A 24,067-nucleotide genomic window follows, 5' to 3' on the forward strand; every position below is an offset into this window, starting at 1 on the left:
TTTGTCCTTTTTGTGAGTTTGTTGAGAATATGACGCTTATATAGCGTCCCGGACGCCAGCAACGAACGGCGTTCCGGAGCCGCGGCCTCATGGGGAGAGGCCGGTGTCGAGGGACGGCAGGACAGGGGAACCGTCTCCGCACCGGGTGCCCTTATCCCTTTCGGAGGACCTGGTCGTGCCGACCGCTGTGCGCGGCTCCGCCCGCAGCCGCCCCCTGTCCGTTGCCGCCAAGCGCCTCGCCGCTCACACCCTGATCGTGTTCACCGCCCTGGCGGTGATGGCCCCACTGGCACTGAGACCGCTGCCGGAAGGCGGCACATACATGCCGCTGCTCTCACCGGTCTCCGCGGCCGACGTGGAAACCCCCGAGCAGCGCCGCGATCCGGCCGACGGCCGCTCCCACGCCGCCGCGACCGAGCAGACCGCGGCCGAGACGGGGAAGGCTGGGGATGACACAGCCGCGATCGAGGTCCCCGACGCCGCCCTCCCGCGCTCGCGGCCTGACGCCCCCGAGGAGGCCGTCGAACCGCCGCCGGATGCCGAGCCTCAGGCGATGCCCGAGCCTCAAGCCCCCGAGGCCGCCGGCTTCGACGAGGAGACCAGTGAGGAACTCGTCGAAGAGCGCGATGAGTAAGGGCACGCACACCTACGGCTATGACGACGCGGGCCGGTTGACGTCGTGGACCGCTCCCGGCGGGGAGACCACCGACTACGAGTGGGACGCCTCGGGCAACCGCGTCCGCGCGGGTGAGGAAACCTTCAGCTACGACGCGCGCAACCGGCTGACCGGATCCGGTGACGGCGACACCTGGAGCTACACCCCGCGCGGAACGCTCGCGCAGTCGGTGGTCGACGGCGTAGAGCGGACTCCGGAGTTCGACGCGTTCGAGCGGATGGTCGCCTCGGGCGACGGCACGGTGGAGTACGGATACGACGCCCTGGGCCGCGTGGCCACACGCACCGAGGACGAGGGACTGATGGCGGCCGCCGAGACATCGGAGTTCCTCTACGGCGGTCTGGAGAAGAACAACCCCCTCGCCGTGCTGGACAGTGAAGGTGATGCGCTCTCGTCCTACGGCCGCGACGAGGCGGGTGAACTGGTCAGCATCGCCGACGCCGACCAGCAGCCGGCGCTGGCGTACCTGAACAACCACACCGATCTCGCCGCGACGTACACACCGCAGGGCACCACGACGAGTTCGACGGCGTTCAGCCCCTTCGGCGAGACCGTCGCCTCCGAGGGCGCCGCGGATTCGCTGGGGTTCCAGAGCGAGTGGACGGATCCCGTCACGGGCGACGTGAACATGCACGCCCGCTGGTACCAGCCGGGAACGGGAAGGTTCGCCTCACGCGACACCATGACCTTGGAGCCGGACCCCTCGGTGCAGCTCAATCGATATACGTACGGCAATGGTGCGCCGATGCGCTATAGGGACCCCTCGGGGCACTTCCTCGTTGGTTCGACGGGAGCGGCCGTCGGCGCCGGGGCCGCCACTTCGATCGGTCTTGGAACCACTATGGCCATCGGGCTCGGGCTACTGGGGGGCGTCGGCGTGGCATTGGCCATCGGGTTCGTCGCCTACACGGCCTACAACTACTACACCAGTTCGAGTTCATCGGGGTTCTCGAATAGACCCGCTTATCGACCTGGCATGTACAGCATGTACAGCGGGGGCGGAAGCAGCGGCGGTGCGGGAAGTGGATCCGGGGGTGGATCGGGAGCGACTGCGACCGGTAGTTTTACCACGACTCCTTACGCGACTCCCGGTTACACCGGTGGGCGATCCTGGTCCCCCCGGACATCGGTGCGCCCCGAGCCTCGTCGCCCCGTGGTTCCGAAGGTGGATCCGCGGAAGAAGATCCTGCGGAAAATCCTCAACACGCCCCAGCCTCGGCCTCCCATCCACAATACAGTCGATCAATCCGATGTTGACAAGGCACGGAAAAAGGCAGAGGAAACCGTGAGGAATTTCCGGATCTCTATGAAGACATGATCTCTCGATCCCTGCTGCTGGCCGATCAGGGAGGTGCATACCCCTTCTTTCCATCCGAAGGCGGGCTGCTTAAATGGGGAAAGGATCCGGGGGCATCGTTCTATTGGCTGACTCGTGGCGAGCCGGAAGAGTGGCCGGTGGTTGTGGACTATCGCGATGAGGTGTGGGAGCTGCATAATATGCCCACGAGCCGGTTTCTTTGTGAGGTCCTGTCCGGACAATTGGACACCTCCATCGTCTACGGTCCGCTTTTCACTCAGCGTCCAGTACAGGTGAGCGAGGTCGACGGGTAAGAAAATCTGCTCTCCGTTCCGGATGATCGGCTTGCGGCGCCCAATTTTTCGGGTTCTGATTGTTTGTTCGATGCAATCTTATATTGGTAGTTCAGAAGCAATGGGAGTACCTTGCCCGGAATTTCGGGAATATGGAAAAATGGCACCATCGGATATGTTGACATCGGCGTATGTTGTGGACCTCTGGTGGAGCCGAGTGACGCCGCCCCGCCCGCCTGCGCCGCCGATAGGCTTGCCACTGTGACTGACAAGCCGATTCGCGTGCGCTTCGCGCCCTCTCCGACCGGGATGTTCCATGTCGGCGGGGCGCGCTCCGCGCTCTTCAACTGGGCACTGGCCCGACAGCAGGACGAGGGCAGGTTCGTGCTGCGCATCGAGGACACCGATGCCGCGCGCAACAAGCCGGAGTGGACCGAAGGGATCGTCCAGGCGCTGGCCTGGCTGGGCATCAGCGAGTCCGACCCGCACTTCGAGGGGCCCCATTTCCAGTCCTCCTACGCCGAGAAGCACCGCGAGACCGCCGAGCGGCTCTACAGCCAGGGGCGCGCCTACTACTGCGACTGCACCCGGGAGCAGGTGCAGGAGCGGCGCGACAACCCCAACCTCGGCTACGACGGCTTCTGCCGCGACCGCGGCCTGGAGCCCGGCCCCGGGCGGGCGCTGCGGTTCCAGGTGCCCGACGGCGGGCCGACCGTGGTGGACGATGCGATCCGCGGGCGGGTGGAGTTCGAGCACACCTCCATCGAGGACTTCGTGATCGCGCGCGCCGACGGCTCGCCGCTGTTCGTGCTGGCCAACGTGGTCGACGACGTCGAGATGGGCGTCAACCAGGTCATCCGCGGTGAGGAGCACCTGTCCAACACCCCCAAGCAGCAACTGCTGTGGGAGGCGCTGGGGCATACGGCACCGGGTTGGGCGCATTTGCCGGTGATCGTGAACGAGAAGCGGCAGAAGCTGTCCAAGCGCCGCGACAAGGTCGCCCTGGAGTCCTTCCAGGAGGAGGGCTACCTGCCCGAGGCGATGGTGAACTACCTGATGCTGCTGGGCTGGGCCCCCGGGGACGACCGCGAGATCATGCCGTGGGCCGAGATGGAGCCGCTGTTCCGGATCTCGGATGTGAACAGCTCCAGCGCGTTCTTCGACGAGAAGAAGCTGCGCGCCTTCAACGGCGAGTACATCCGCGCGCTCGACGTCGAGGACTTCGTGCAGCGCTGCCGGCCGTGGCTCGATCCGGAGGTCGCGCCCTGGCCCGAGGAGGGCTTCGACGAGGACGCCTTCCGCGCCATCGCGCCGCTGGCCCAGAGCCGGGTCGCGGTGCTCAGCGAGATCGTGCCCAACGTCGACTTCCTGTTCCTCGACCAGCCCGTCGACGACCCCAAGAGCTGGTCCAAGGCGATGAAGCCCGACACCGCCGCCCCGATGCTGGCCGCCGCCCGCGAGCGCCTGGCCGATCCCGCGCTGGCGTGGGAGCCGGAGGCGCTGCGGGCCGAGCTGGAGGCGGCGGGCGGCGAGCTCGGGCTGAAGCTCGGCAAGGCGCAGGCGCCGGTGCGGGTCGCCGTCACCGGGCGCACGGTGGGCCTGCCGCTGTTCGAGTCCCTGGAGGTGCTGGGCCGCGAGCGGACCCTGCTGCGCATCGACGCGGCCCGGGAGCGGCTGCGGGAGGAGCAGGAGGGCGTCGCCCCCGCGGGCGCCGACGCCGTGCCCGACAGCGGTCCCGAGGGCTCCGCCACCGCCGAATAGGCAGGCAGGGGCGAACACTGGGGTACGGGGACGCCCGCACGCGGACGCACGCGGTCACCCGGGCCCGCGCGGATCACCGTCGTGGTCGGCGCGGGCCCGCGCCTATATGAGTGAGTCCGATGTCTTCGGTCGTCGGTGAGACGGCTCGGGTCCGCTGGGCGGCCTTGTGGCCTGCCGAGCGGCGGGTGGCCTAGGAGAAGCGGCGGTGAGGACGGCAGTGGGCCGGGCCCGCGCCCACCGGAACCGGTGCCCGCCGGTGGCAGCGGAATGTCGGCTATGCCGGTTTCCGCGCGAACCTCCGTGAAGAAATGACGAAGAACAGGCCCGTGGTTTGGGATTTTCTTCACGAAGGCTGCGGGCGGACCGGGCCGGATCGCCGCGCGCCGTCCCCGCCCGGCGCCAGGAGCGGGACGGCGTGGGCGCGGGCGGGAGGGACCGGCGCCGTTGCCGCCGTCTTTCCATCAGGACGCCCGATCCCCGCCCGGTGCCAAGGCCGCACAGCAGACCCGAGGCGCCCCCGGCCGGCACCGAGCCGACCGGCCGGCTGGGCAACCTGCTCAGACACCGGACTCACTCATCTATTCGCGGGCCGGCCCTCGCGAGAGCTGCCGCTCGGCCCCGCGTACCCGGACGGTAAACCCCCGCCTGGCAACCGGTTCGCGAGTACTCCGGATGTCCGCTAGAGTATTGCCTGCGCCGAGGGGGAGCGGGACCGGCGAACGGAACCGCCCACCGGAAGCACTGGGGTATGGTGTAATCGGCAGCACGACTGATTCTGGTTCAGTTAGTCTAGGTTCGAGTCCTGGTACCCCAGCCATGGCCTCCGTTCAGCGGAAGCCGTGACGGACCGGAGTCCGGTCCGATCGCCAAAGCGCGATCCAGGCCCCCGTCGTCTAGTGGCCTAGGACGCCGCCCTCTCAAGGCGGTAACGGCGGTTCGAATCCGCTCGGGGGTACGCACAGGGAGAGACTCCCGCCCAATGCGGGGGTCTTTTTACTGTGGCCGGCGGCTCTTCGCCGCCCGTATTCGGCGCCCCTGTCGTCTAGTGGCCTAGGACGCCGCCCTCTCAAGGCGGTAACGGCGGTTCGAATCCGCTCAGGGGTACAGCGCAATCGCAGTCGGCCTCCGCCCGCGGGCGGAGGCCGACTGCGTTCGGGAGCCCGTTGGCGGGAGCCACCGGTCCGGCGTCACCCGTCCGCCGCGCCGCCGTCTCCGTTTCCGGCGCCGGCCCCGCGGTCGCTCGGCCCGTCCGCGTGCCCGCCGTGGCCGAACCGGCGCGCGGACTCGTCCTCCTGAGCGAGCCGGCGCAGTGACGTCAGCGTCTGCTCCATGAACGCCGAAAGCGCGACCGCGCACATCAGCGCCTCCTCGCGCGCAGCTTGGGGGTCGATGTAGTCGAGGTCGGACTCCGCCACCCGGTGCGCGGCGGCCGCATAGGCGCGCAGCATCTCCTCCGACGCCGGATAGCCCAGGCGTTCCATGGCGGTCAGCGCTTGGGTGAGTCGGACACGGGCAGGGGAGGCCGGTGTGACCCGCCATCCCAGCTTGGCCAGCAGTTCGGAACTCTGCCGCTGCGCCCGGTCCCACTGCGGGTCGTCCTCGGGTTCCTCCGGCGCGCTGCTGAGGGTGTAGATAGCGGTGCCCAGCAGTGTGTGCAGGTCGGTCTGCGGGTCGTCCAGAGTGTCGAGCACCGGGCGGATGCGCGCCAGCGGCACTTCCGCGACCTCCACCAGCGCCCGCACCAGCCGCAGCCGCCGCAGGTGGTCCTCGGTGTAGCGCGCCTGGGTCGCCGAGACCGCCTCGCCCTTGGGCAGCAGGTTCTCGCGCAGGTAGTACTTGATCGTCGCCACCGGGACGCCGCTGCGCCGGCTCAGTTCCGAGATCTGCATCGGTAGTCGTTCTCCCTTGCCGTCCCTATTGGATAGTACTACTCTCCAGAATTAGAGAGTTTCACTATCCAATGCGGACCCAACGGAAGCAGAGGTGTGCGCACCATGTCCGACACGACCATCCCGCGCCTGACCACCGAGCCGCGCGAGAGCCTGACCGTCTTTCTGCTCGGCGCGCGCGTCAACGCGCTACTGAAGCCGCACAGCTGGGTCTGGGTCGTCCGCGCGTTCAGCCGCATGGCCGCCGAACTGCAGTCCGACCCGTCCCGCGGGCTCCTGCACTCACGCACACTGCCGAGCATGTTCGGCGTCACCGTGGTCCAGTACTGGGAGTCCACCGAGGCCCTGCTGCGCTACGCCCACGACGAGACGCACAGCGCCGCTTGGCGGCGTTACTACCGGCAGGGCGGCGACGCGGTCGGACTCTGGCACGAGACCTACGAGGTCGGGCTCCCGCAGTCGGGGCCGCCGGATCCCGCCGGAGCGGAGCGTCCGGAGGAACCGCCGACGCAGACCGGCCGCGGCTACGAGGCCATCTACGCCAATATGCCGACCACGGGCCTGGGCAGGGCGCTGGGCACCCGACCGATCGACCGCGGCACCCGGCGCGCCCTGGACCGCATGGCCCTGCGCCGCGCCCGCAACCGCCCCCGAACCGAGCCGGGGACCGACGACCACGCCCACGCGAGCCCGAGCCCCGGCATGCCACCAGGCCGACGTTCCACACCGGCGCCCGGCGGGCAGTAACGCCTGCATGGAGCACTCCCAGCATCGCCTGCGCCGCGCGCCGCAGCCGCGCGTGCCCCGGTGGCGTGCCGGGGCCTGTGCCGCGGCGGCCCTCCTCGCCGCTTCGGCCTGTACCGGCGGCGCCGGAGGCGGCGAGGACTCCGGGCAGAGCCCCTCGCCCGGCACTCCCGCCGAAGATACCGCGACCGGCCTGGCCCCGCCGGGTGAACCCGAGACCGTGGCCACCGGGCTGGAGGTCCCCTGGGGCGTCGTCCCGCTGCCGGGCGGCGGCGCGCTGATCTCCGAACGCGACTCCGCCCGCATCCTGCACATGGCGCCCGGCGGCGAGGTGAGCGAGGTCGGCACGGTCGAGGACGCCCGCGCCCAGGGTGAGGGCGGGCTGCTCGGCATCACCGTGCCGCCGGGGCAGGAGCGGCCCGGCGAGCTGTTCGCCTACTTCACCACCGGCGCAGGCAACCGCATCGCCCGCTTCGCGCTGGACTACTCCGGCGGGGGCCTGCCGTCGCTCGGCGACTCCGAGGTGCTGGTCGAGGGCATCCCCAGCGCCGCCTTCCACAACGGCGGCAGGCTCGCCTTCGGGCCGGACGGCATGCTCTACACCACCACCGGCGACGCCGGCGACGCCACGCGCTCCCAGGACACCGACAGCCTGGGCGGCAAGATCCTGCGGATGACCCCCGAGGGCGAGCCCGCGGAGGGCAACCCGTTCGGCAACCTCGTCTACAGCTACGGGCACCGCAACGTCCAGGGACTCGCCTGGGACTCCGACGGCACCCTCTTCGCCACCGAGTTCGGGCAGAACCGCTACGACGAGATCAACGTCATCGAGCCCGGCGGGAACTACGGCTGGCCCCAGGTCGAGGGCGTCGGCGGCGACGACGCGCCCGAGGAGTTCATCGACCCGGTCATCACCTGGAGCACCGATGAGGCGTCGCCCAGCGGGGCGGCGATCGCGGCCGACTCGATCTGGGTGGCGGCGCTGCGCGGCGAGCGCATCTGGCGGGTGCCGCTCACCGGAGACGGGGTCGACCCCGTCGGCGAACCGCAGGCCCTGTTCACCGGCGACTACGGCCGCCTGCGCACCATAACCGAGGTGCCCGGCGGTGGCGACCTGCTGGTGAGCACGAGCAACCGCGACTCCCGCGGCGACCCGGTGGAGGAGGACGACCGCATCCTGCGCATCCCGCTGGAGGGGTGAGCCCGCCGGGGCTCTGCTACGCCGGTGCGGGCGCGGCGTCCTGGGCGTGCAGGGCCTCGTTGATCTTCTCCGCCGCCGAGGTGACGGCCTGGGCGTGCAGGCGGCCGGGGGCACGGGTGAGGCGCTCCAGCGGGCCCGAGACCGACACCGCGGCGATGACGCGGCCGCCGGGCCCCGAGATCGGCGCCGACACCGAGGCGACGCCCTGCTCGCGCTCGCCGACGCTCTGCGCCCAGCGGCGGCGGCGCACCTGGGCCAGCGCGGTGCCGGAGAACTGCGCGTGGACCAGAGCGCGGCGGATGCGCTCGCTGTCCTCCCAGGCCAACAGCACTTGGGCGGCCGAGCCGGCGGTCATCGGGAGTTCGCTGCCGACCGGGACGGTGTCGCGAAGTCCGCTGGTGCGTTCCGCGGCGGCCACGCAGACGCGCACGTCGCCCTGGCGGCGGTAGAGCTGGGCGCTCTCGCCGGTGAGGTCGCGCAGTTGCACCAGTACCGGCGAGGCGACGGCCAGCAGCCGGTCCTCACCGGTGGCGATGGACAACTCGCCCAGCCGCGGCCCCAGCACGAAGCGGCCCTGGCTGTCGCGGGTGACCATGCGGTGGCGCTCCAGAGCGACGGCGAGGCGGTGGGCGGTGGGGCGGGCCAGGCCGGTGATCCGCACGAGCTGGGCCAGGGATGCGGGGCCCGATTCCAAGGCGTCGAGCACCGACATCGTCTTGTCGAGCACACCGACCCCGCTGGATGAGCTAGAGTTGTCCATGGCTTGATATTGCCGTCTCGCTATTTGGGATGCAAATCGTTCGACGTGCTGCGTTCCACCGCGCGCTCCGGCGCGCACCGCCGCCGGCGCCGCAACGGCCCGCGGCGGCGAGAAGACCCTCCATCTGAGATGACGAGACGCGAGGAGGCGTCGCACATGGCTCGCACGATGGCCGAGAAGGTCTGGCAGGAGCACGTCGTCCGGCGTGCCGACGGAGAGCCCGACCTGCTCTACATCGACCTGCACCTCGTGCACGAGGTCACCAGCCCGCAGGCCTTCGAGGGGCTCCGGCTGGCCGGCCGGCCTGTGCGGCGGCCGGACCTGACCATCGCCACCGAGGACCACAACGTCCCCACCGAGAACATCCTCGGGCCGATCGCCGACAAGGTGTCGCGCACCCAGATCGAAACACTGCGCAAGAACGCCTCCGACTTCGGGGTGCGCCTGTTCCCGATGGGCGACCTCGACCAGGGCATCGTGCACGTGGTCGGCCCGCAGCTCGGCTTGACCCAGCCCGGCATGACCGTGGTCTGCGGCGACAGCCACACCAGCACGCACGGCGCGTTCGGCGCGCTGGCGTTCGGCATCGGTACGAGCCAGGTCGAGCACGTGCTGGCCACCCAGACCCTGCCGATGGCCCCGTTCAAGACGATGGCCGTCACCGTCGACGGGTCGCTGCCGCCCGGTGTCACCGCCAAGGACATCATCCTGGCCGTCATCGCCGAGATCGGCACCGGCGGCGGCCAAGGCTACGTCATCGAGTACCGCGGCCAGGCCATCCGGGAGCTGTCCATGGAGGCCCGGATGACCATCTGCAACATGTCGATCGAGGCGGGCGCCCGCGCCGGGATGATCGCCCCCGACGAGACCACCTTCGACTACGTCCAGGGGCGGCCGCACGCGCCCGAGGGGCCTGCGTGGGACGCGGCCGTCGAGCACTGGAAGAGCCTGCGCACCGACGACGACGCGGTCTTCGACAGGGAGGTCGTGCTCGACGCCGCCGCGCTGAGCCCGTTCGTCACCTGGGGGACCAATCCCGGCCAAGGCGCTCCGCTGGACGCCGCCGTGCCCGACCCCGCGGACTTCGCCGACGCCGGTGAGCGCGCCGCCGCGGAGAAGGCGCTGGCCTACATGGACCTCGCCGCCGGAACACCGCTGCGCGACGTGCGGGTGGACACCGTCTTCGTGGGTTCGTGCACCAACGGCCGCATCGAGGACCTCCGCGCCGCGGCCGAGATCATCCGCGGCCGCACCGTGGCCGACGGCGTCCGGATGCTGGTCGTGCCCGGTTCGATGCGGGTCAAGGAGCAGGCGAACGCCGAGGGCCTGGGCGAGGTCTTCACCGCCGCCGGAGCCGAGTGGCGCGAGGCCGGCTGCTCGATGTGCCTGGGGATGAACCCCGACCAGCTCCAGCCGGGCGAGCGCAGCGCCTCGACCTCCAACCGCAACTTCGAGGGCCGCCAGGGCAAGGGCGGGCGCACCCACCTCGTGTCGCCGCTCGTCGCCGCCGCGACCGCCGTGCGCGGCACCCTCTCCTCGCCCGCCGACCTGTAGACCGCCCGCCCCTGGAAGGACGAAAGCGCCGACATGGAGAAGTTCACCGTCCACACCGGCAGCGCCGTGCCGCTGCGCTACAGCAACGTGGACACCGACCAGATCATCCCGGCGGTCTACCTCAAGCGGGTCGCCCGCACCGGGTTCGAGGACGGCCTGTTCGCCGCGTGGCGGGCCAACGACCCCGAGTTCGTGCTGAACAAGCAGGAGTTCGCCGGCGGGAGCGTGCTGATCGCGGGCACCGACTTCGGCACCGGCTCCTCCCGCGAGCACGCGGTCTGGGCACTGCAGGACTACGGGTTCAAGGCCGTGCTGGCGCCGCGGTTCGGCGACATCTTCCGCGGCAACGCGCTCAAGGGCGGACTGCTGGCCGTCGTGCTGCCCTACGAGGCGATCGAGCGGCTGTGGGAGGCCGTGGAGGCCGACCCGGCCACGCAGGTGACCGTCGACCTCCAGGAGCGCGAGGTGCGCGCCGCCGGCGTCGTCGAGGCGTTCGAGCTCGACGACTACACCCGCTGGCGGCTGATGGAGGGGCTGGACGACATCGCGCTCACTCTGCGTCACACCGAGGATGTCGACGCGTTCGAGAAGCAGCGCCACGCATGGCTTCCGGTCACCCAGTAGTCGGCGAATCCCGAGAATTTTACCTTGTTTCGGCGTGGCGGCCGTGCGACGCGCTGCCGCCGCGCCGACGCGCTGCCGCCGAACGTCCGGATTCCCGCCATACGTAGGCTTTTGGGCGTCACAGAAGGGGTCAAAAGGGATCCACTGCGCGCCTCCGTACGGGTCGAGAAGGTGCTCGAAGAGCTCCCTCCGCAGGTCGAACACCCTCCGACACGCTGAATTCAGGGGCGTTTGTGTTTGTGTCCAGGGCATGGTGTCCCCTAATTTCGTGCGAGCAAGGGGGAACCGGAGGAACCAATGAACAAGCGTGACCTGATCGACGCGATCTCTGACCGTATGGGCGACAAGAAGACGGCCACCGAGGCCGTCAACGCTGTGCTCGACACCATCCAGTCGACCGTCGCCTCTGGCGAGAAGGTGGCCGTCACCGGATTCGGCGTCTTCGAAAGGGGCGAGCGGGCCGCTCGCGAGGCCCGCAACCCCGCCACCGGGGCGACCATCAACGTTCCGGCGAGCTACGTGCCGAAGTTCCGCCCGGGGTCCGACTTCAAGGCCCTGGTGAACGGCGAGCAGTGACCACCGGCACAGCCCAGTGCTGACGCCCATGGCGCCCGGGTCCCCCGAGAGGGCCCGGGCGCTTCGCGTGTGCGGCGCTGCGGACCCGAGCCGCCGCGGCGCCGCGCAAGCCGACCGTGCGTCACCAACCGACGCGGGCGAGCAGCTTGGCCGTATGCGGCCCCACACCCAGCCGGGCCGCCTCGCGCAGGTCGGCCGCGGTGTCCACGTCGCGCCGCACGCTCGGCGCGTCCGCGCCGTCCAGTGCGGCGGCGCCTCCCGCCAGGTGCCGGCGGCGGGAGCCGCCTTCGAACGCCGGCGCGAAGCGCGCACCCGCCCGCGCCGCGTACAGGGTGGTGCCGACTCCCGGCGCGTCTGCCAGGAAGGCGGTGGGGGCGCTGTGCGCCTGGGCGAGGACGCCGTCGAGCTCGCCGGAGCGCAACGCGGGCAGGTCCGCCGAAAGCGCGCAGCGGCCCCATTCGGGGTGCGCGTCCCGCGCCACGGCCGCACCGTGCGCCAGGGCCGGGTTCAGCCCCGTCCCCGGCTCGCCGCCGACGACGCGGGCCCCCAGCTCGGCCAGCGCTTCCGCGGCTTGCTCGTCCTCGGTCACGACGAACACCGCACCCACCCGCTCGGCGGTCACCGCCGCCATCACCGTGTCGCAGGCGACGGCCAGCGCAAGATCCGTGCGGGCCGCTCCGAGAGCACCGGAAATCCGGGACTTGGCCCGCTCCAACCGTTTCACCGGGACGACCAGCGACCAGGGCCGGTCCTGCTCCACAGGCGGCATCGTCCGCGTCCCTCCTCGACTCGGTGATCCGCACGGCGCACGAGGCGCCGTGACGGCAGGCTATGCCGCTACCCCCGGCGCCGCCCGTGGCACCGCCGCCTGCGCGGGCGACGGCAGCGCGCCGACTGCGCCAGACTGGGAGCGCGCGACCCGGCGCCGGCCGCACCGGCGATCCGCCGTTTGCAACGGGCGCGACGTGGGCGATCTTCCCGGGCGCCTAAACTGGATCGGCCGAGCGGGCGCCGGTCCTCGCGACCAGGGGGGAACGCGTCCGACGAGCGGGGACGGCGCGCAGCGGCGACGCAGGTCGAATCGGAGGAGTCCGTGGCACAGCAACGCGAATCGCGGTGGGTCAAGACGGTGGTGGCCTCCATCGTGCGCCCCGTCCTGGGAGCCGTCACCAAGCGGGAGTGGCAGGGCCAGGAGAACATCCCGCGCGAAGGCGGCGTGATCATCGCCGCCAACCACCTGTCGATGGCCGACCCGCTGACCATCTCGCACTTCCTCTACGTCGCCGGGCGCCGCTGGCCGACCTTCACCGCCAAAGACGCCGTCTTCCGCATCCCCGTCGTGGGCGCCGTGGCACGCAGCACCGGCCAGATCCCCGTCAAGCGCGGCAGCACCGACGCCATCAAGGCGCTGCACGAAGCCGAGAACGCCCTCACCCGCGACGGCTCCTCGGTGATCTTCTACCCCGAGGGCACCTGCACCCGCGACCCCGACCTGTGGCCGATGACCGCGCGCACCGGCGTCGCCCGGCTCGCGCTGAGCACCGGCGTGCCCGTCGTCCCCCTCGCGCACTGGGGCGAACAGCACTTGTTGCGCTACGGCACGGCGAAACTGCGGCCTTTCCCGCGCAAGCGCGTGCAGATGGTGACCGGCCCGCCGGTGGATCTGTCGGCCTACCGCGACCGGCCGCTGACCTCCAGCGTGCTCACGGAGGCCACCGCCGAGATCATGCGCGCCATCACCGACCTGCAGGCCGGGCTGCGCGGCGAGGTGCCGCCCGCCGAGCCCTACGACATGAAGAAGGCCCGCCGAGGCGACGGTTCCGGCCCGCCGGAGGTCGCAGCGGCCGACGAGACTCCGCTGCCGGGCCCCGCCGAGACCGGTGCCGCAGGCGAATCGGAAGCGCGGCAGGCGGGCGGCGGGCAGACCGGGCCCGCGGCCGACGGCGCGGGCGAGAACCGCCCCGGCGGCGAGGGGACGACCCGGAGTTGAGCGCAGGCGCGAGCGAGACGGCGAGCGGAACGGGGGAGCAGCCGATGGCCAAGGTCGCGGTGATGGGCAGCGGTTCGTGGGGGACCGCGTTCGCCAACGTGGTCGCCGACGCCGGCGTCGCCGACGTGGTGGTCTACGGGCGGCGCGCCGAGGTGGTCGACGCGATCAACCAGCGCCACGAGAACCCCGACTACTTTCCGGGCATCCCGCTGAACCCCGCCGTCTCCGCCACCGCCGATCCCGCCAAGGCCCTGCACGCCGCCGACTTCGTGGTCCTGGCCGTGCCCTCGCAGACGCTGCGCGACAACCTCGCCGCCTGGCGCGAGCACATCGGCGCCGAGGCGGTCACCGTCAGCCTGATGAAGGGCGTCGAACTGGGCACCTCGCTGCGGATGAGCGAGGTCGTCACCGAGGTCCTCGGTGTGTCCGCCGACCGGGTGGCGGTCGTCTCGGGGCCCAATCTCGCCCGCGAGATCGCCGAACGCCAGCCCGCCACCGCGGTGATGGCCTGTCCGCACGAGCCCGCGGCCGTGCGGCTCCAACACATCTGCAAGTCCGCCTACTTCCGGCCCTACACCACCACCGACCTGGTCGGGGTCGAACTGGGCGGCGCGGTGAAGAACATCATCGCGCTGGCGGTGGGCGTCGCCGTCGGCATGGGCTTCGGCGACAACGCCAAGGCGTCGCTGATCACCCGCGGCCTGGCCGAAACCGTGCGCCTGGCCGTCTCACTGGGGGCCGACGAGCACACGCTGGCCGGGCTCGCCGGGCTCGGCGACCTCGTCGCCACCTGCAGTTCTCCGCTGTCGCGCAACCGCACCTTCGGGGAGCGGCTCGGTGCGGGCAGGACACTGGACGAGGTCATCGCCGAGACCAAGCAGACCGCCGAAGGCGTGAAGTCCTCGGAATCGGTGCTGGCGCTGGCCCGCCGAGCGGATGTGGAGATGCCCATCACCGAGGCCGTCGTCGCCATGATGCACCACGACCTCTCGCCCGCCGAAGCGCTTGCGGCGTTCATGTCGCGCACCGCCAAGCCCGAGCGCTACGGCATGTGAAGCCGCTGCACGCGCGCAGGCATCCGAGGCGCTGAGCTCCCGCGCACCCCGCGCACCCGCCGCCGCGCGGCGACGGGCCCGCTCGGATGCCGGACGCCGCGCCCGCGCGCCCGCCGCAGCGCACCAGTCCGCGACGACACGGAACGGAAACCGCCGCCGATGCACCAGCACGGGGAGAACACCCGCGCCCTCGGCCTGCCCGCCGAGCCCGCCCCTCCGCAGCGCCCGCTGCGCGCGCCCGTCCACCGCAGCACCACCTACGAGTTCGCGACCTCGCAGGACTACGCCGACGTCCTGGCCGGCGAAAAGCCCGGCTACTCCTACGCGCGCATCGACAACCCGACCGCGACCGGCTTCGCCGCGGCGATGGCGGCCATGGAAGGGGCCGACTGCGGCCGCGAGGTGCGCGGCGAGGCGTTCTCCTCGGGGATGGGCGCCATCAGCGCCACCCTGCTCGCCCTCACTCGCGCCGGCGCCCACGTCGTCGCGTCCCACTCCATCTACGGCAACACCTACTCGCTGCTGGACGGCCTGCTGCGCCGGTTCGGAGTCGACACCGACTTCGTCGACATCACCGACACCGCCGCCGTGCGCGCCGCAGTGCGGCCCGAAACCGCGGTGGTGTTCACCGAGACCCTGTCCAACCCGACGATGACGGTCTCCGACCTGCCCGCGCTCGCCGCCGTCGCCGCCGAGGCCGGTGCGGTGCTGGTGGTCGACTCCACCTTCGCCACCCCCGCCGTCTGCCGACCGCTGGAGCACGGCGCCGCGGTCGTGCTGCACTCGGCCACCAAGTACATCGGCGGGCACAGCGACGCGACGGGCGGTGTCGCCGTCGGCGACGCCGAACCCATGTCGGCCGTACGCGCGGCACGCATCGACCTGGGGCCCTGCCTCGCACCCGACGAGGCGTTCCTGCTGCACCGCGGCCTGGAGACGCTGCCGCTGCGCGTCTCGCGCCAGTGTGAGAGCGCCGCCGCCTTCGCCGCGGCGGTGGCCGAGCATCCCGCGGTGGAGCGGGTGGACTACCCGGGACTGCCCGGTCACCCCGGGCGCGAAGTCGCCGACAGGCTCTTCGCCGCGGGCCGCCGCGGGGCGGTGGTGACCGTGACTCCGCGCGGCGGCCGGGATGCGGGCATGGCGCTCGCCGACGCGCTGCGGACGGCGACGATCGCGGCCTCGCTCGGCGGCACGCACACGCTGGCCGGCCACGTCGGCTCGACGACGCACCGCCAGATGAGCGACGCGGCGCTGCGCGCGGCCGACATCGGCCCCGGGGCGGTACGGTTCTCCATCGGACTGGAGGACCCCGACGACCTCGTCGCCGACGCACTGGCCGCCCTGGACGCCTGCTCCGGGCGCTGAGCGGTGGACTCGGCGCCGAGCCGGGCCGTTTCGGACGGCGATAGGGGACGCCGGGACACGACCGGGGAACGAATGGGTGCAACCGGGATCGATCGGTTCCGGACCGCAACGAGCGCGAGATAGGGTCGGGCAGCATGGCCGAGCAGCGTAAAATCCGGGTCGCCGTGGTATTCGGCGGGCGCAGCCCCGAGCACGAGATCTCCTGTGTCACCGCGGGGGGCGTGATCTCGGCGATCGACACCGAGCAGTACGACGTCGTCCCCATCGGGATCGCCCGCGACGGCTCCTGGGTACTGTACTCGGCCGACCCCGGCGCACTCGCGATCGTCGACGGCAAGCTCCCCGAGGTCGACTCCTCCGGTCCCCGGCTGGCCGTGCCCTTCAGCGGCGCGACCGACCTGATCGTGCTGGACGGCGCCGCCCCGCGGCGGCTGGGCGGCTTCGACGTGGTGCTGCCGCTCCTGCACGGCCCCCTCGGCGAGGACGGCACCATCCAGGGGCTGTTCGAGATGATGGACGCCCGCTACGCCGGCGCCGGGGTGTTCGCCAGCGCCGCGTCGATGGACAAGGTCTTCATGAAAGCCCTGTTCACCGGGCACGGTATCCCCACCGGCGGCTACGTGGCCGTGCCCGACCGCGCCTGGCGCGGCGAGCGCAAGCGCGTCTTGGACGACATCGCCGATCTGGGCGGCACCGTGTTCGTCAAGCCCGCGCGCGGCGGCAGCAGCGTGGGTATCAGCAAGGTCGCCGACGCGGCCGACTCGGACGCGGTGACCGCCGCCGTCGAGCAGGCGCGCCGCCACGACCCCAAGGTCATCGTCGAGGCAGCCGTGGTCGGCCGCGAAATCGAGTGCGGCGTGCTGGAGTCGGTGGACGGAGGGGCGCCCGACGTATCGCTGCCCGCCGAGATCCACGTCGCCGACGGGTTCGACTTCTACGACTTCGACGCTAAGTACCTGTCGACGAGCAGCCTGACCATCCCGGCGGAGCTGCCCGAGGAGGTCGTCGCCGAGATCCGCCGCGAGGCCGCTCGCACCTTCGAGGCGCTGGGCTGCGAGGGGCTGGCCCGGGTGGACTTCTTCTACGGCGACGACGGGCGGATCTACGTCAACGAGATCAACACCCTGCCCGGCTTCACGCCCTCCTCGGCGTTCCCGCAGATGTGGGCGGCCGCGGGGATCGAGTATCCGGCCCTGGTCGACCGGATGATCCAGACGGCGCTGCGCCGGGCGCCTGGCCTGCGCTGAGCACGGCGGGGAGCACGCGGGGCCGCTGCCCGCCGGGCGAGCGCGGCGGCACCGTCATTCGATCCGGGCGTCCGCCTGGCGCTGCGTGCCGCGCCGACGGGCCCGCGGCGGCCGCGGCGCATCCATGATCGCCGGCTCTGGCCGGGAGCCTGGCGCAAGTATGAAGGGCGGGAAGGCGCTCCCGTGTCCGGGTTTGCGCCTCCCGCCCTTCATGAGGAGGAGGAAGAGGGCGGGAAGGCGGTGCCCCGACGCACGTCCGCCTTCCCGCCCGGGGAAATCCCGCGACCGGGCCCTGCCGCCCCCGGTCGTGGGATTATCGGGGTTGGTTCATAGCGGTCAGGCAGTCGAGCAGGGCGAGCCGTCGAGGTGGAACTCCTCGGGCGCGGCGGCGGACCCGGTGGTCTCGGCGTTGAAGCCGAAGGACACCGACCCGCCCGCCGGGACGCTGCCGTTCCAGCCGGCGTTGGAGGCCATCACGTGCGCCTCGTGCTGTTCGACGTCGGCCGACCAGGCGTTGGTGACGGTGGCTCCGTCGGAGAACTCCCAGTCCACGGTCCAGCTGCTCAGCGCCGAATCGCTGTCGTTGGTCAGCTCGACGTTGGCGGAGTAGCCGCCGGACCATTCGTTGGCGATGGTGAAGTCCACCGTGCAGGCGCCGCTGGTGTTGTCGGCGCTGTCGGTGGTCACCGACACTGCGGGCGAGGCATCGGAGGCGTTGCCCGCCGCGTCCAGCGCGACCACGTTGAAGCTGTAGTCGGTCTCGGGGTCGAGACTGCCCACTGTGGCGGAGGTGGCTCCGGAAGTGGTCGCCACGGTCTCGCCGGTGGCGGCGTCGCGCACCTCGTAGCGGGTTACGCCCTCGTTGTCGGAGGAGGCGGCCCAGCTCAGGTCGACGGCGTCGCCGCTGACGGAGTCGGCGGTCGGCGCGCCGGGCGCGGTGGGCGCCTGCGTGTCGTCCTCGTTGCCGTTGTCGCCGCCGTCGCCGCCGAAGATCACGTCGGAGCAGTTGTAGAACGCCTCAGGGCTGTCGGAGCGCTGCCAGATGGAGTAGATGACGTGGCGGCCGCTCTTGTCGGGCAGCGTGGCGTCCCAGTAGTACTCCGCACCCTCGACGCCGCCCGACCGCTTCGGCGGGTTGGTCACCTCGTCGAAGGGGGCCGGTTCGAGGTCGTCCCAGCCCAGCGGCTGGCTCGGGTCCCAGCCGTCCTTGGTGATGTACTGCGTGAACGTGCCGGGGTGGGCGGCCCACGCGTTGTGCTCGAAGGTCACGGTGTCGCCGGACTGGACCTCGGTGGCGGGCCAGTCGCCGGGCGCGTTGAAGGCGTCGAACTGCTCGGTGGGGCCGCACAGCTTGCCGTCGGGGATGATCTCGCGGTGCCGGCCGCCGGCATCGCTGATCAGGTTGCCGAACCAGTTCCAGAAGCCGTAGGAGTTCTCCGCGAGGGCCTGCTGGCACATCGGGTTCTGCGGGTTCAGGCTGCCGCCGCTTCCGCCCTCGATGCCGTCTTTGTAGCAGGCGTAGGTCCGGGTGGCCGGGAAGGTGAAACCGCCGTGCGCTTCGGCCGGCTCCGAGGGCAGTGCCACGGCGAAGCCGGAGGCGAGGGCGGCGGCCCCTCCGATCAGGGCGATTCTGCGTGCAAGGTTCACCTTTGCACTCCTCAATGTCACATTCCACGACCGCATGGGGGACGGTCGACGGAGATGGTGGGATGGGGGATTTCGAGGATGGGGGACGGAATCGTAGGAACGGTGGTCTCTTCTTCGGTTTGCGGGCCTCCGGTGGCGTCGGGGATATGGGAGCGCTCCCAGGTTCTTGGGAGCGCTCCCATGTTTCGCCAGGCTATCCCAGAGGCTTTACTAGCGTGGCCCGAGTCACAGGATTTGGCAACATGGGGTAATAAAGACGTAACCAAGAAGCCAGATGAGAGACGGCAGAGTCGCACGCGGCTCGTGATGCCGGTGCGACGGTCTACCGGGCGTGCGGAGGCGGTCCCTGCGCAGGCGGACCCTGGGGCGTCGGTCCGGGATGGAGGCCCGGGCTCCGCGGCGGCACCGGGCCGGAGGCCGGCGGTGTCTGCTGCGCGGTCGGCAGCAGTCGGCGGGCGAGAATCGTGCCGCCGGCGGTAGCCGCCGGGAAAACCACGACCGCCAGGAACGGGATGGCCAGCAGGAAGTAGCAGGGGATGCCGAAGCCGAGCACCAGCATCCGGTTGCGCCCCATCGCGCCGCGCCGGTCCTTGACCCGGCGCAGGCCGCGCCGGTCGAAGGCGGCACCCAGCAGTTCGATGGTGAGCATCCAGCCGCCGAATATCGCGGTGACCACCGGGATTACGGTCTGGCCGACCACCGGAATGAACCCGGCCAGAAACAGCGGAACGGTGACCACCGCCGAGACCAGGATGAGCCCCAGTGACTGCCGCACCGACCGGGTCGCCGCCTTGACCAGCGGGTCTTCGACTTCCGGCGGGGCGTCGCCGAGCCGGTCCTCCACCATTTCGGCGATCTTGTCGTAGAGCGGGAAACCGAGGGCGAGCGTCAGCCCGGTGAACGCCACCACCATGATCAGCACGGCGGCGGCCGCGAGTGCCACACCCAGGGCGACGCGGACAGCTGTCTGCGCCTCGGATGCCCAGCCGTCCGCGAACGGCGTCATCCAGTCGGTGAGGTCGCCGATGTTCAGCAGCAGCGCCACGAACGCGCCCACGAACAGCACGGACGTGATGAGAGGCGGGATGATCCCCAGCCCGAAGAGACGGGGACTGCGCATGACCACGCCCGCACCCTGGAAGAGGATGCCGACGCCGGAGATGAAGTCGCGAACCGGATTGCCCACGGGCGTTGACAATAGTGCGTTCCGGGCCGTGTCCGCACCTCGGCTCCGCCCTTCTGCGGGGGCGGGGGCGCGGCGGGTTGCGCGGCGCGGTGCTCAGGCGCCTTCCGGCGACCTCGGCCCTGTTCAAGAGGTGCTGGGTCGGTCCGGCTCCTATGGGCGTCCGGGCCGCGCAGTTCAGGTCTGCTGTGCGGCCTTGTTCGTCTGCCGGGTGGCGGGTGTCCTGAACGAAAGGCAGCGGCGAGGGTGGCAGCGGGGCTGGCTCCGCGGCCACCGCACCGGGTGCTCGCCGGTGGCGGTGGCCGCCGGCGCCCAGCGGGGACGGCGGGCACCGGTGTTCGCGGCGGCGACCCGGCGCCGGTATGTCCGGTATGCCGGTTCACCCGGCGATGATCGCGAACTTATGGCCGCGGAATACGCTTTCCTGCGACCATAAGTTCGCGATAGACGGGCCAAGCCGCGCCGCCCCCGTCGGCACCGCCACCCGCCGCAACCGCCACCGGCGGGCACCCGGCGCGACGACCGCGGGGCCCGGCCCCCCGCCGCCGTCGAGGCGTTTCGCGGCGACGGCCCCAGCGCGGAGCAGAGCGCGGTGATACACGCCGCATCGGTGGCGGAGTACGACGTCGCCGAGGTGCGCCCGCTGACATAGCTCCCGCCTTCAGCCCGGCACTCTCCGGGACCTACCCGGAGCGGCCGCCGAGGAGGGGGACGGGGCGAGGTTTTCCACAGCTCGCGGATCCGGTGTTGTGGCGCCGGGTGCGCTCGGGTGTCCTGGAACCATGCCGGAGAACTCCCGCCTCGCTCCCGTCCACGGGATAGCCGCAGGCCAGCACGGAGTGGTGGCCCGTGCCCAGGCGCTGCACTGCGGCCTGAAACCGCACCGGATCCGCGGCCTCGTGGGCCGCCGCGCGAGGGAGCCAGGCGGTGGCACGGCGCGGGCGATGCCCGGCCGAATCGGCGGCGTGCCTCGCCGGCTCCGTGCCGGCCCCGTCGACAACTCCGGCCGATGCCGTGCCGGACTCGTGCCGCGGCGGTTCGCGGACGCCGTCTTGGGCTCAGGCCTCCACCGCGGCGGCGACCACGACGCAGATGCGTACGGACTCCGCGGTGACGCGGAGGACGTAGCGGAAGGTACTTGCCTCCTGTTCCACGTCGTCGCGGTCGGTGTAGGACCAGCGGACGTCGGCCCACACCAGCGAATCGGTCAGCGCCTCGGCGGCGCGCACCTCGGGCACCGCGCCGAAGAGGCCCCGCCGGTGGTACTGCTCGGCGGCGCCGGAGAACGCGTCCTTCACCTCGTTGGGCGCACCGATCTCAAGGCTCTGCGCGTCGCCGGCGACGTAGGCCGGGTACGAGTAGCACGCGGCGATCCCGTCGAGGTCGCCGGCCGCCAGCGCCTGACCGTAGGTGGTGAAGAAGTCCTGGATCGCTGTCCGGTCGAGCATGGCTCACCCTGTTCCCGCTCTGCGGCCCGTGGCGACCGCGCCCCGTCCCGGGCGCCTACTGCGGCCGCTGCGTCCGCCCGCCTCTTGTATGTGCGAGGGGACCACTGCCCGCATTCCGCCCTGTTCCGACGTGGTGAAACGCGTGGCCGCAGCGCGGCTCAGCCCGTTGCGGCCTCACAGCGGCAGGAACGGGCTCGGCGTGCCGTGCCAGCTGACGTAAAGCCGCTCCCGTGCCCGCGTGCAGGCGACGTAGAGCAGGGAGCGCTGGGCGTCCAGGTCGGCCTGGTGCTGGTTCTCGTCGAGTTCCGCGCTGGTCACCCGATCGAGTTGCGGCAGGGCTTCGGCCGTCGCGCCGAAGACCGCGATCGCGCGGAACTCCAGCCCCTTGACGCCGTGCATGGTGGTCACCCGGACACCGTGGGCGGTGTCGGTGATCGAGTGCTCCTTGGGCTTGAAGATCGAGGCGGGCAGCGAGCGCGCCCGCAGATGAGCCGCGATGGAGTCGCGCAGCCTGTTGGTGCGCGCGGTCACGCAGATGTCGGCGGGCGCGATCCGGTCGCCCAACCACGCGCGCACGCGTTCTGCCAGCGCGTCCAGCTCGGCGGGCTCGTCGTGCGCGCCGTACAGCTCGGGCTCGGGGCCGCTGAGGACGCACCGCATGGCGCCGCCCGGCTCCGTCGCCGAGGAGTCGCCGAGCTCGGTCACCGGTCGGCCCCTCAGGATGCCGTCCGCCCAGCGGAGGATCTGCTCGGTGGTGCGGTAGTTCACCCGCAGAGGGAAGGACCGGCCCACGATCTCGATGCCCAGCTGCCGGAAGGAGACCGCGTTGTCGTAGATGCGCTGCCGGTTGTCGCCCGCGATGAACAGATCGTCGGGGCCGCGTCGGACGACGGCGCGCAGCGTGCGCCACTGCGCCGGGTGGAGGTCCTGGGCCTCGTCGACCACGACGTTGGTGTAAGGCAGTTCGGACCGCTCGCCGAGGATGCGGGCGGCCTCGGCGTGCAGATCCTCTGCGGGCAGCCGGCGGCTGGTGCGCATCATCGCCCGCACACTGCTGATGGCGTGCCAGACCTCGCGGCGCTGGTCGGCGTTGAGCGGCGTGGTGCGCCCGGCACGCGCGTCGGGGTCGAGGTAGCCCTCAAGCGTGGTGATGCCGCGGGCGGTGACCACGTGGCGGTACTCCGAGAAGAGGAAGTCGACGGGCCAGGGCAGCCGGTGCTGGCGGGCGTAGTTCGCGAAGAACCCCTGGGTGTCGGTGCGCAGCGCGATGTCGGGATGGACCTCCTTGACGACGTCCAGCGCGAGCTTGTCGGTGGTGACCACGTCGACGTCCTCGACGAGTTCGGGCGGCAGCAGCAGCGCCAGGTTCCGCTTGAGCGACTCCACCAGGGCGTTGGTGAAGCTGGTCAGCAGTACCCGGCCGTCCAGCGGCAGATGCTCGGCCAGGTACTTGACCCGGTGCAGCGCGACGACGGTCTTACCGGTGCCCGGCCCGCCGGAGACCTTGGCGGGGCCGTTGAACCGCGGCCGGTAGGCGAGCTCGCGCTGCATTGGGTGCAGGTAGATCCGCCAGGCGTTGAACTCCCCGGCGAGGACGTCCTCGATCTCCTGGTTGTCGTTGACCACGATGACGCGCTCACGGGTGTGCCGGATGGCGGTGTCGTAGTCGTCGCGGGCGACCGCTCCGACCGCCGGGCGGCGCGGCACGACGACCTCGTCGCGCACCCGCTGCACCGAGTGGCCCTCGGCCAGAGCGCGCAAGACCTCGAACTGGTCCTGCGGCAGAGCGGGCGCCCAGCTGTGGAGCTCGCGGGCGGTGGTGACGGTGCGGCAGAAATCGCGGATCTCGGGGTCGATGCCCAGGCGTTCCAGGTCGCGGTCGCCGACCCGGTCGAACAGCAGCTCGGGGGTGGGGGCCGGGTGCGCGTCGCCGGGACCGTCGGTCTGCGGGTGGGGCGCGGCCGTGCCCGCCGCAGCCGGATCGGCCGCGGGAGCGGTTGCCGACCGGCCTGCCGGGGCGGCGGCGAACGAGGGAGCGGGTTCACGCGGCGCGGGGGCCGCCGTGGGGAGATCGAGCAACTGCCCGGGGGTTTCGTCGGCGTCCTCCGCCGGCTCCGCGGCGCTTGGTGCCAAATGGCCGGGCGCACCGCCGGATTCACCACTCGCGGGCGCTGCGGCGGCCGCCGCGGGTGGGGTGCCGGGCTCGGCGGCGCGGTCAGGCCCCTGCCCCAGCGCGGTGGCGTCGCGGCGTTCCAGCGTGCCCATGACGGGGTTGACGTCGTGGCGCTGGTCGCCCGCCCACGCCTCGGCGGAATCGCGCGGCAGCAGATGGACGAGGAGGAAAGTCTCGCCGGACTCGGGCGCCAGCATTACGCCTGTCCAGGAGTCGCTGATGCGGAATGTGCGAATACGGGGGTCCTGCCCCGCCGGAAGCGAGCGGATCCGCAGGTCGGGGTGGGCGAGCAGGGCGTCGAGCGAGAGTTCGCGGAATTTGCGCGTGACGGCGAGCAGCCGCTCGCGCGTGGGCTTGTCGAGCTTGTCGTACTGCGGAAGGCACGTCGCGTCGATCGCCAACTGCGGCATGGGCCTCCTTTTCGCGGGCGCATCAGGGCGGTGAATCCCGCACGTGCAATGCCATTCCCCCATTGTTGTATCTGAAGCTTGTGACATTACAGCCGCATTCGGCCGATTTCTCCGGATCGGGGGCATGTAGCGCGCGGGCCGGGGCACGCACGCGGCGCCCGCCCCGGGAGTGCG

At 71.4% G+C, this 24,067-nt stretch carries 20 protein-coding genes and 3 tRNA genes; 16 read left to right on the plus strand and 7 right to left on the minus strand.

The genetic code is table 11. The features are described 5' to 3' along the window. The first annotated feature begins 175 nt into the window (after nucleotides 1-175). The 7 genes from EKD16_RS25225 (at nucleotide 176) to EKD16_RS05700 (ending at nucleotide 5,131) form a co-directional block, all read left to right on the plus strand. Nucleotides 176-634, plus strand: coding sequence for a hypothetical protein (locus tag EKD16_RS25225; RefSeq protein ID WP_165498501.1), 459 nt, complete (start codon nucleotides 176-178; stop codon nucleotides 632-634). Then, nucleotides 627-1,994, plus strand: coding sequence for an RHS repeat-associated core domain-containing protein (locus EKD16_RS05675; protein ID WP_165498664.1), 1,368 nt, complete (start codon nucleotides 627-629; stop codon nucleotides 1,992-1,994). The genes EKD16_RS25225 and EKD16_RS05675 overlap by 8 nt, the downstream gene beginning before the upstream one ends. After that, on the plus strand, nucleotides 1,991-2,287 hold the full coding sequence (locus tag EKD16_RS05680) for a hypothetical protein (protein WP_131097423.1): 297 nt from the start codon (nucleotides 1,991-1,993) through the stop codon (nucleotides 2,285-2,287). The genes EKD16_RS05675 and EKD16_RS05680 overlap by 4 nt, the downstream gene beginning before the upstream one ends. A gap of 240 nt (nucleotides 2,288-2,527) precedes the next feature. After that, nucleotides 2,528-4,027: a glutamate--tRNA ligase gene (gltX, locus tag EKD16_RS05685; RefSeq protein WP_131097424.1), complete on the plus strand. Its 1,500-nt coding sequence runs from the start codon at nucleotides 2,528-2,530 to the stop codon at nucleotides 4,025-4,027. Nucleotides 4,028-4,769: 742 nt separating this feature from the next. Next, a tRNA-Gln gene (locus EKD16_RS05690) sits at nucleotides 4,770-4,844 on the plus strand. A gap of 65 nt (nucleotides 4,845-4,909) precedes the next feature. Then, a tRNA-Glu gene (locus EKD16_RS05695) sits at nucleotides 4,910-4,982 on the plus strand. Nucleotides 4,983-5,058: 76 nt separating this feature from the next. Beyond that, a tRNA-Glu gene (locus tag EKD16_RS05700) sits at nucleotides 5,059-5,131 on the plus strand. An 83-nt stretch (nucleotides 5,132-5,214) separates the two neighbouring features. Here the strand turns inward: EKD16_RS05700 and EKD16_RS05705 are convergent. Then, nucleotides 5,215-5,916: a MerR family transcriptional regulator gene (locus tag EKD16_RS05705; protein WP_131097425.1), complete on the minus strand. Its 702-nt coding sequence runs from the start codon at nucleotides 5,914-5,916 to the stop codon at nucleotides 5,215-5,217. A gap of 105 nt (nucleotides 5,917-6,021) precedes the next feature. Between EKD16_RS05705 and EKD16_RS05710 the strand changes: the two genes are divergently transcribed. Further along, nucleotides 6,022-6,663 (plus strand): DUF4188 domain-containing protein, encoded by a 642-nt coding sequence (locus EKD16_RS05710; protein WP_131097426.1) that lies wholly within the window; start codon nucleotides 6,022-6,024, stop codon nucleotides 6,661-6,663. Between the two features lie 7 nt (nucleotides 6,664-6,670). Then, on the plus strand, nucleotides 6,671-7,861 hold the full coding sequence (locus EKD16_RS05715) for a PQQ-dependent sugar dehydrogenase (RefSeq protein WP_131097427.1): 1,191 nt from the start codon (nucleotides 6,671-6,673) through the stop codon (nucleotides 7,859-7,861). A gap of 16 nt (nucleotides 7,862-7,877) precedes the next feature. Here the strand turns inward: EKD16_RS05715 and EKD16_RS05720 are convergent, their stop codons facing one another. Beyond that, nucleotides 7,878-8,573: an IclR family transcriptional regulator gene (locus EKD16_RS05720; protein ID WP_131102092.1), complete on the minus strand. Its 696-nt coding sequence runs from the start codon at nucleotides 8,571-8,573 to the stop codon at nucleotides 7,878-7,880. Nucleotides 8,574-8,777: 204 nt separating this feature from the next. Between EKD16_RS05720 and leuC the strand changes: the two genes are divergently transcribed. From leuC to EKD16_RS05735, 3 genes are all read left to right on the plus strand, one after another. Continuing rightward, nucleotides 8,778-10,175, plus strand: coding sequence for a 3-isopropylmalate dehydratase large subunit (gene leuC, locus EKD16_RS05725; RefSeq protein ID WP_131097428.1), 1,398 nt, complete (start codon nucleotides 8,778-8,780; stop codon nucleotides 10,173-10,175). Nucleotides 10,176-10,208: 33 nt separating this feature from the next. Then, nucleotides 10,209-10,799 carry a 3-isopropylmalate dehydratase small subunit gene (gene leuD / locus EKD16_RS05730; RefSeq protein WP_131097429.1) on the plus strand — a complete coding sequence of 197 codons (591 nt, stop codon included), beginning with the start codon at nucleotides 10,209-10,211 and terminating at the stop codon, nucleotides 10,797-10,799. 297 nt (nucleotides 10,800-11,096) lie between these two features. After that, entirely contained in the window at nucleotides 11,097-11,375 is a 279-nt protein-coding gene (locus EKD16_RS05735; protein ID WP_040270803.1) for an HU family DNA-binding protein, read from the plus strand. 121 nt (nucleotides 11,376-11,496) lie between these two features. On the opposite strand, the gene cofC is transcribed toward EKD16_RS05735, so the two are convergent. After that, nucleotides 11,497-12,144 (minus strand): 2-phospho-L-lactate guanylyltransferase, encoded by a 648-nt coding sequence (cofC, locus tag EKD16_RS05740; protein ID WP_131097430.1) that lies wholly within the window; start codon nucleotides 12,142-12,144, stop codon nucleotides 11,497-11,499. Between the two features lie 324 nt (nucleotides 12,145-12,468). Between cofC and EKD16_RS05745 the strand changes: the two genes are divergently transcribed. The 4 genes from EKD16_RS05745 to EKD16_RS05760 all read left to right on the plus strand — a co-directional run bounded on the left by EKD16_RS05745 (nucleotide 12,469) and on the right by EKD16_RS05760 (nucleotide 17,032). Beyond that, nucleotides 12,469-13,365 carry a lysophospholipid acyltransferase family protein gene (locus EKD16_RS05745; protein ID WP_131097431.1) on the plus strand — a complete coding sequence of 299 codons (897 nt, stop codon included), beginning with the start codon at nucleotides 12,469-12,471 and terminating at the stop codon, nucleotides 13,363-13,365. A 44-nt stretch (nucleotides 13,366-13,409) separates the two neighbouring features. Beyond that, nucleotides 13,410-14,420: an NAD(P)H-dependent glycerol-3-phosphate dehydrogenase gene (locus EKD16_RS05750; protein WP_131097432.1), complete on the plus strand. Its 1,011-nt coding sequence runs from the start codon at nucleotides 13,410-13,412 to the stop codon at nucleotides 14,418-14,420. A gap of 159 nt (nucleotides 14,421-14,579) precedes the next feature. Continuing rightward, nucleotides 14,580-15,785 (plus strand): trans-sulfuration enzyme family protein, encoded by a 1,206-nt coding sequence (locus EKD16_RS05755; protein WP_131097433.1) that lies wholly within the window; start codon nucleotides 14,580-14,582, stop codon nucleotides 15,783-15,785. A gap of 134 nt (nucleotides 15,786-15,919) precedes the next feature. Beyond that, nucleotides 15,920-17,032, plus strand: coding sequence for a D-alanine--D-alanine ligase family protein (locus EKD16_RS05760; RefSeq protein WP_131097434.1), 1,113 nt, complete (start codon nucleotides 15,920-15,922; stop codon nucleotides 17,030-17,032). A 336-nt stretch (nucleotides 17,033-17,368) separates the two neighbouring features. Here the strand turns inward: EKD16_RS05760 and EKD16_RS05765 are convergent, their stop codons facing one another. From EKD16_RS05765 to EKD16_RS05785, 4 genes are all read right to left on the minus strand, one after another. Further along, nucleotides 17,369-18,679 (minus strand): lytic polysaccharide monooxygenase, encoded by a 1,311-nt coding sequence (locus EKD16_RS05765; protein WP_242677248.1) that lies wholly within the window; start codon nucleotides 18,677-18,679, stop codon nucleotides 17,369-17,371. A gap of 322 nt (nucleotides 18,680-19,001) precedes the next feature. Beyond that, nucleotides 19,002-19,865 (minus strand): EI24 domain-containing protein, encoded by an 864-nt coding sequence (locus EKD16_RS05770; protein ID WP_131097436.1) that lies wholly within the window; start codon nucleotides 19,863-19,865, stop codon nucleotides 19,002-19,004. Nucleotides 19,866-20,920: 1,055 nt separating this feature from the next. After that, the gene (locus EKD16_RS05780; RefSeq protein WP_131097437.1) at nucleotides 20,921-21,310 is read right to left on the minus strand and encodes a hypothetical protein; all 390 of its coding nucleotides are present in this window, start codon (nucleotides 21,308-21,310) and stop codon (nucleotides 20,921-20,923) included. A gap of 174 nt (nucleotides 21,311-21,484) precedes the next feature. Beyond that, entirely contained in the window at nucleotides 21,485-23,893 is a 2,409-nt protein-coding gene (locus tag EKD16_RS05785) for a UvrD-helicase domain-containing protein (protein ID WP_242677249.1), read from the minus strand. Between the last annotated feature and the right edge of the window lie 174 nt (nucleotides 23,894-24,067).

The sequence above is a fragment of the Streptomonospora litoralis genome (assembly GCF_004323735.1).
GTDB lineage: Bacteria > Actinomycetota > Actinomycetes > Streptosporangiales > Streptosporangiaceae > Streptomonospora > Streptomonospora litoralis.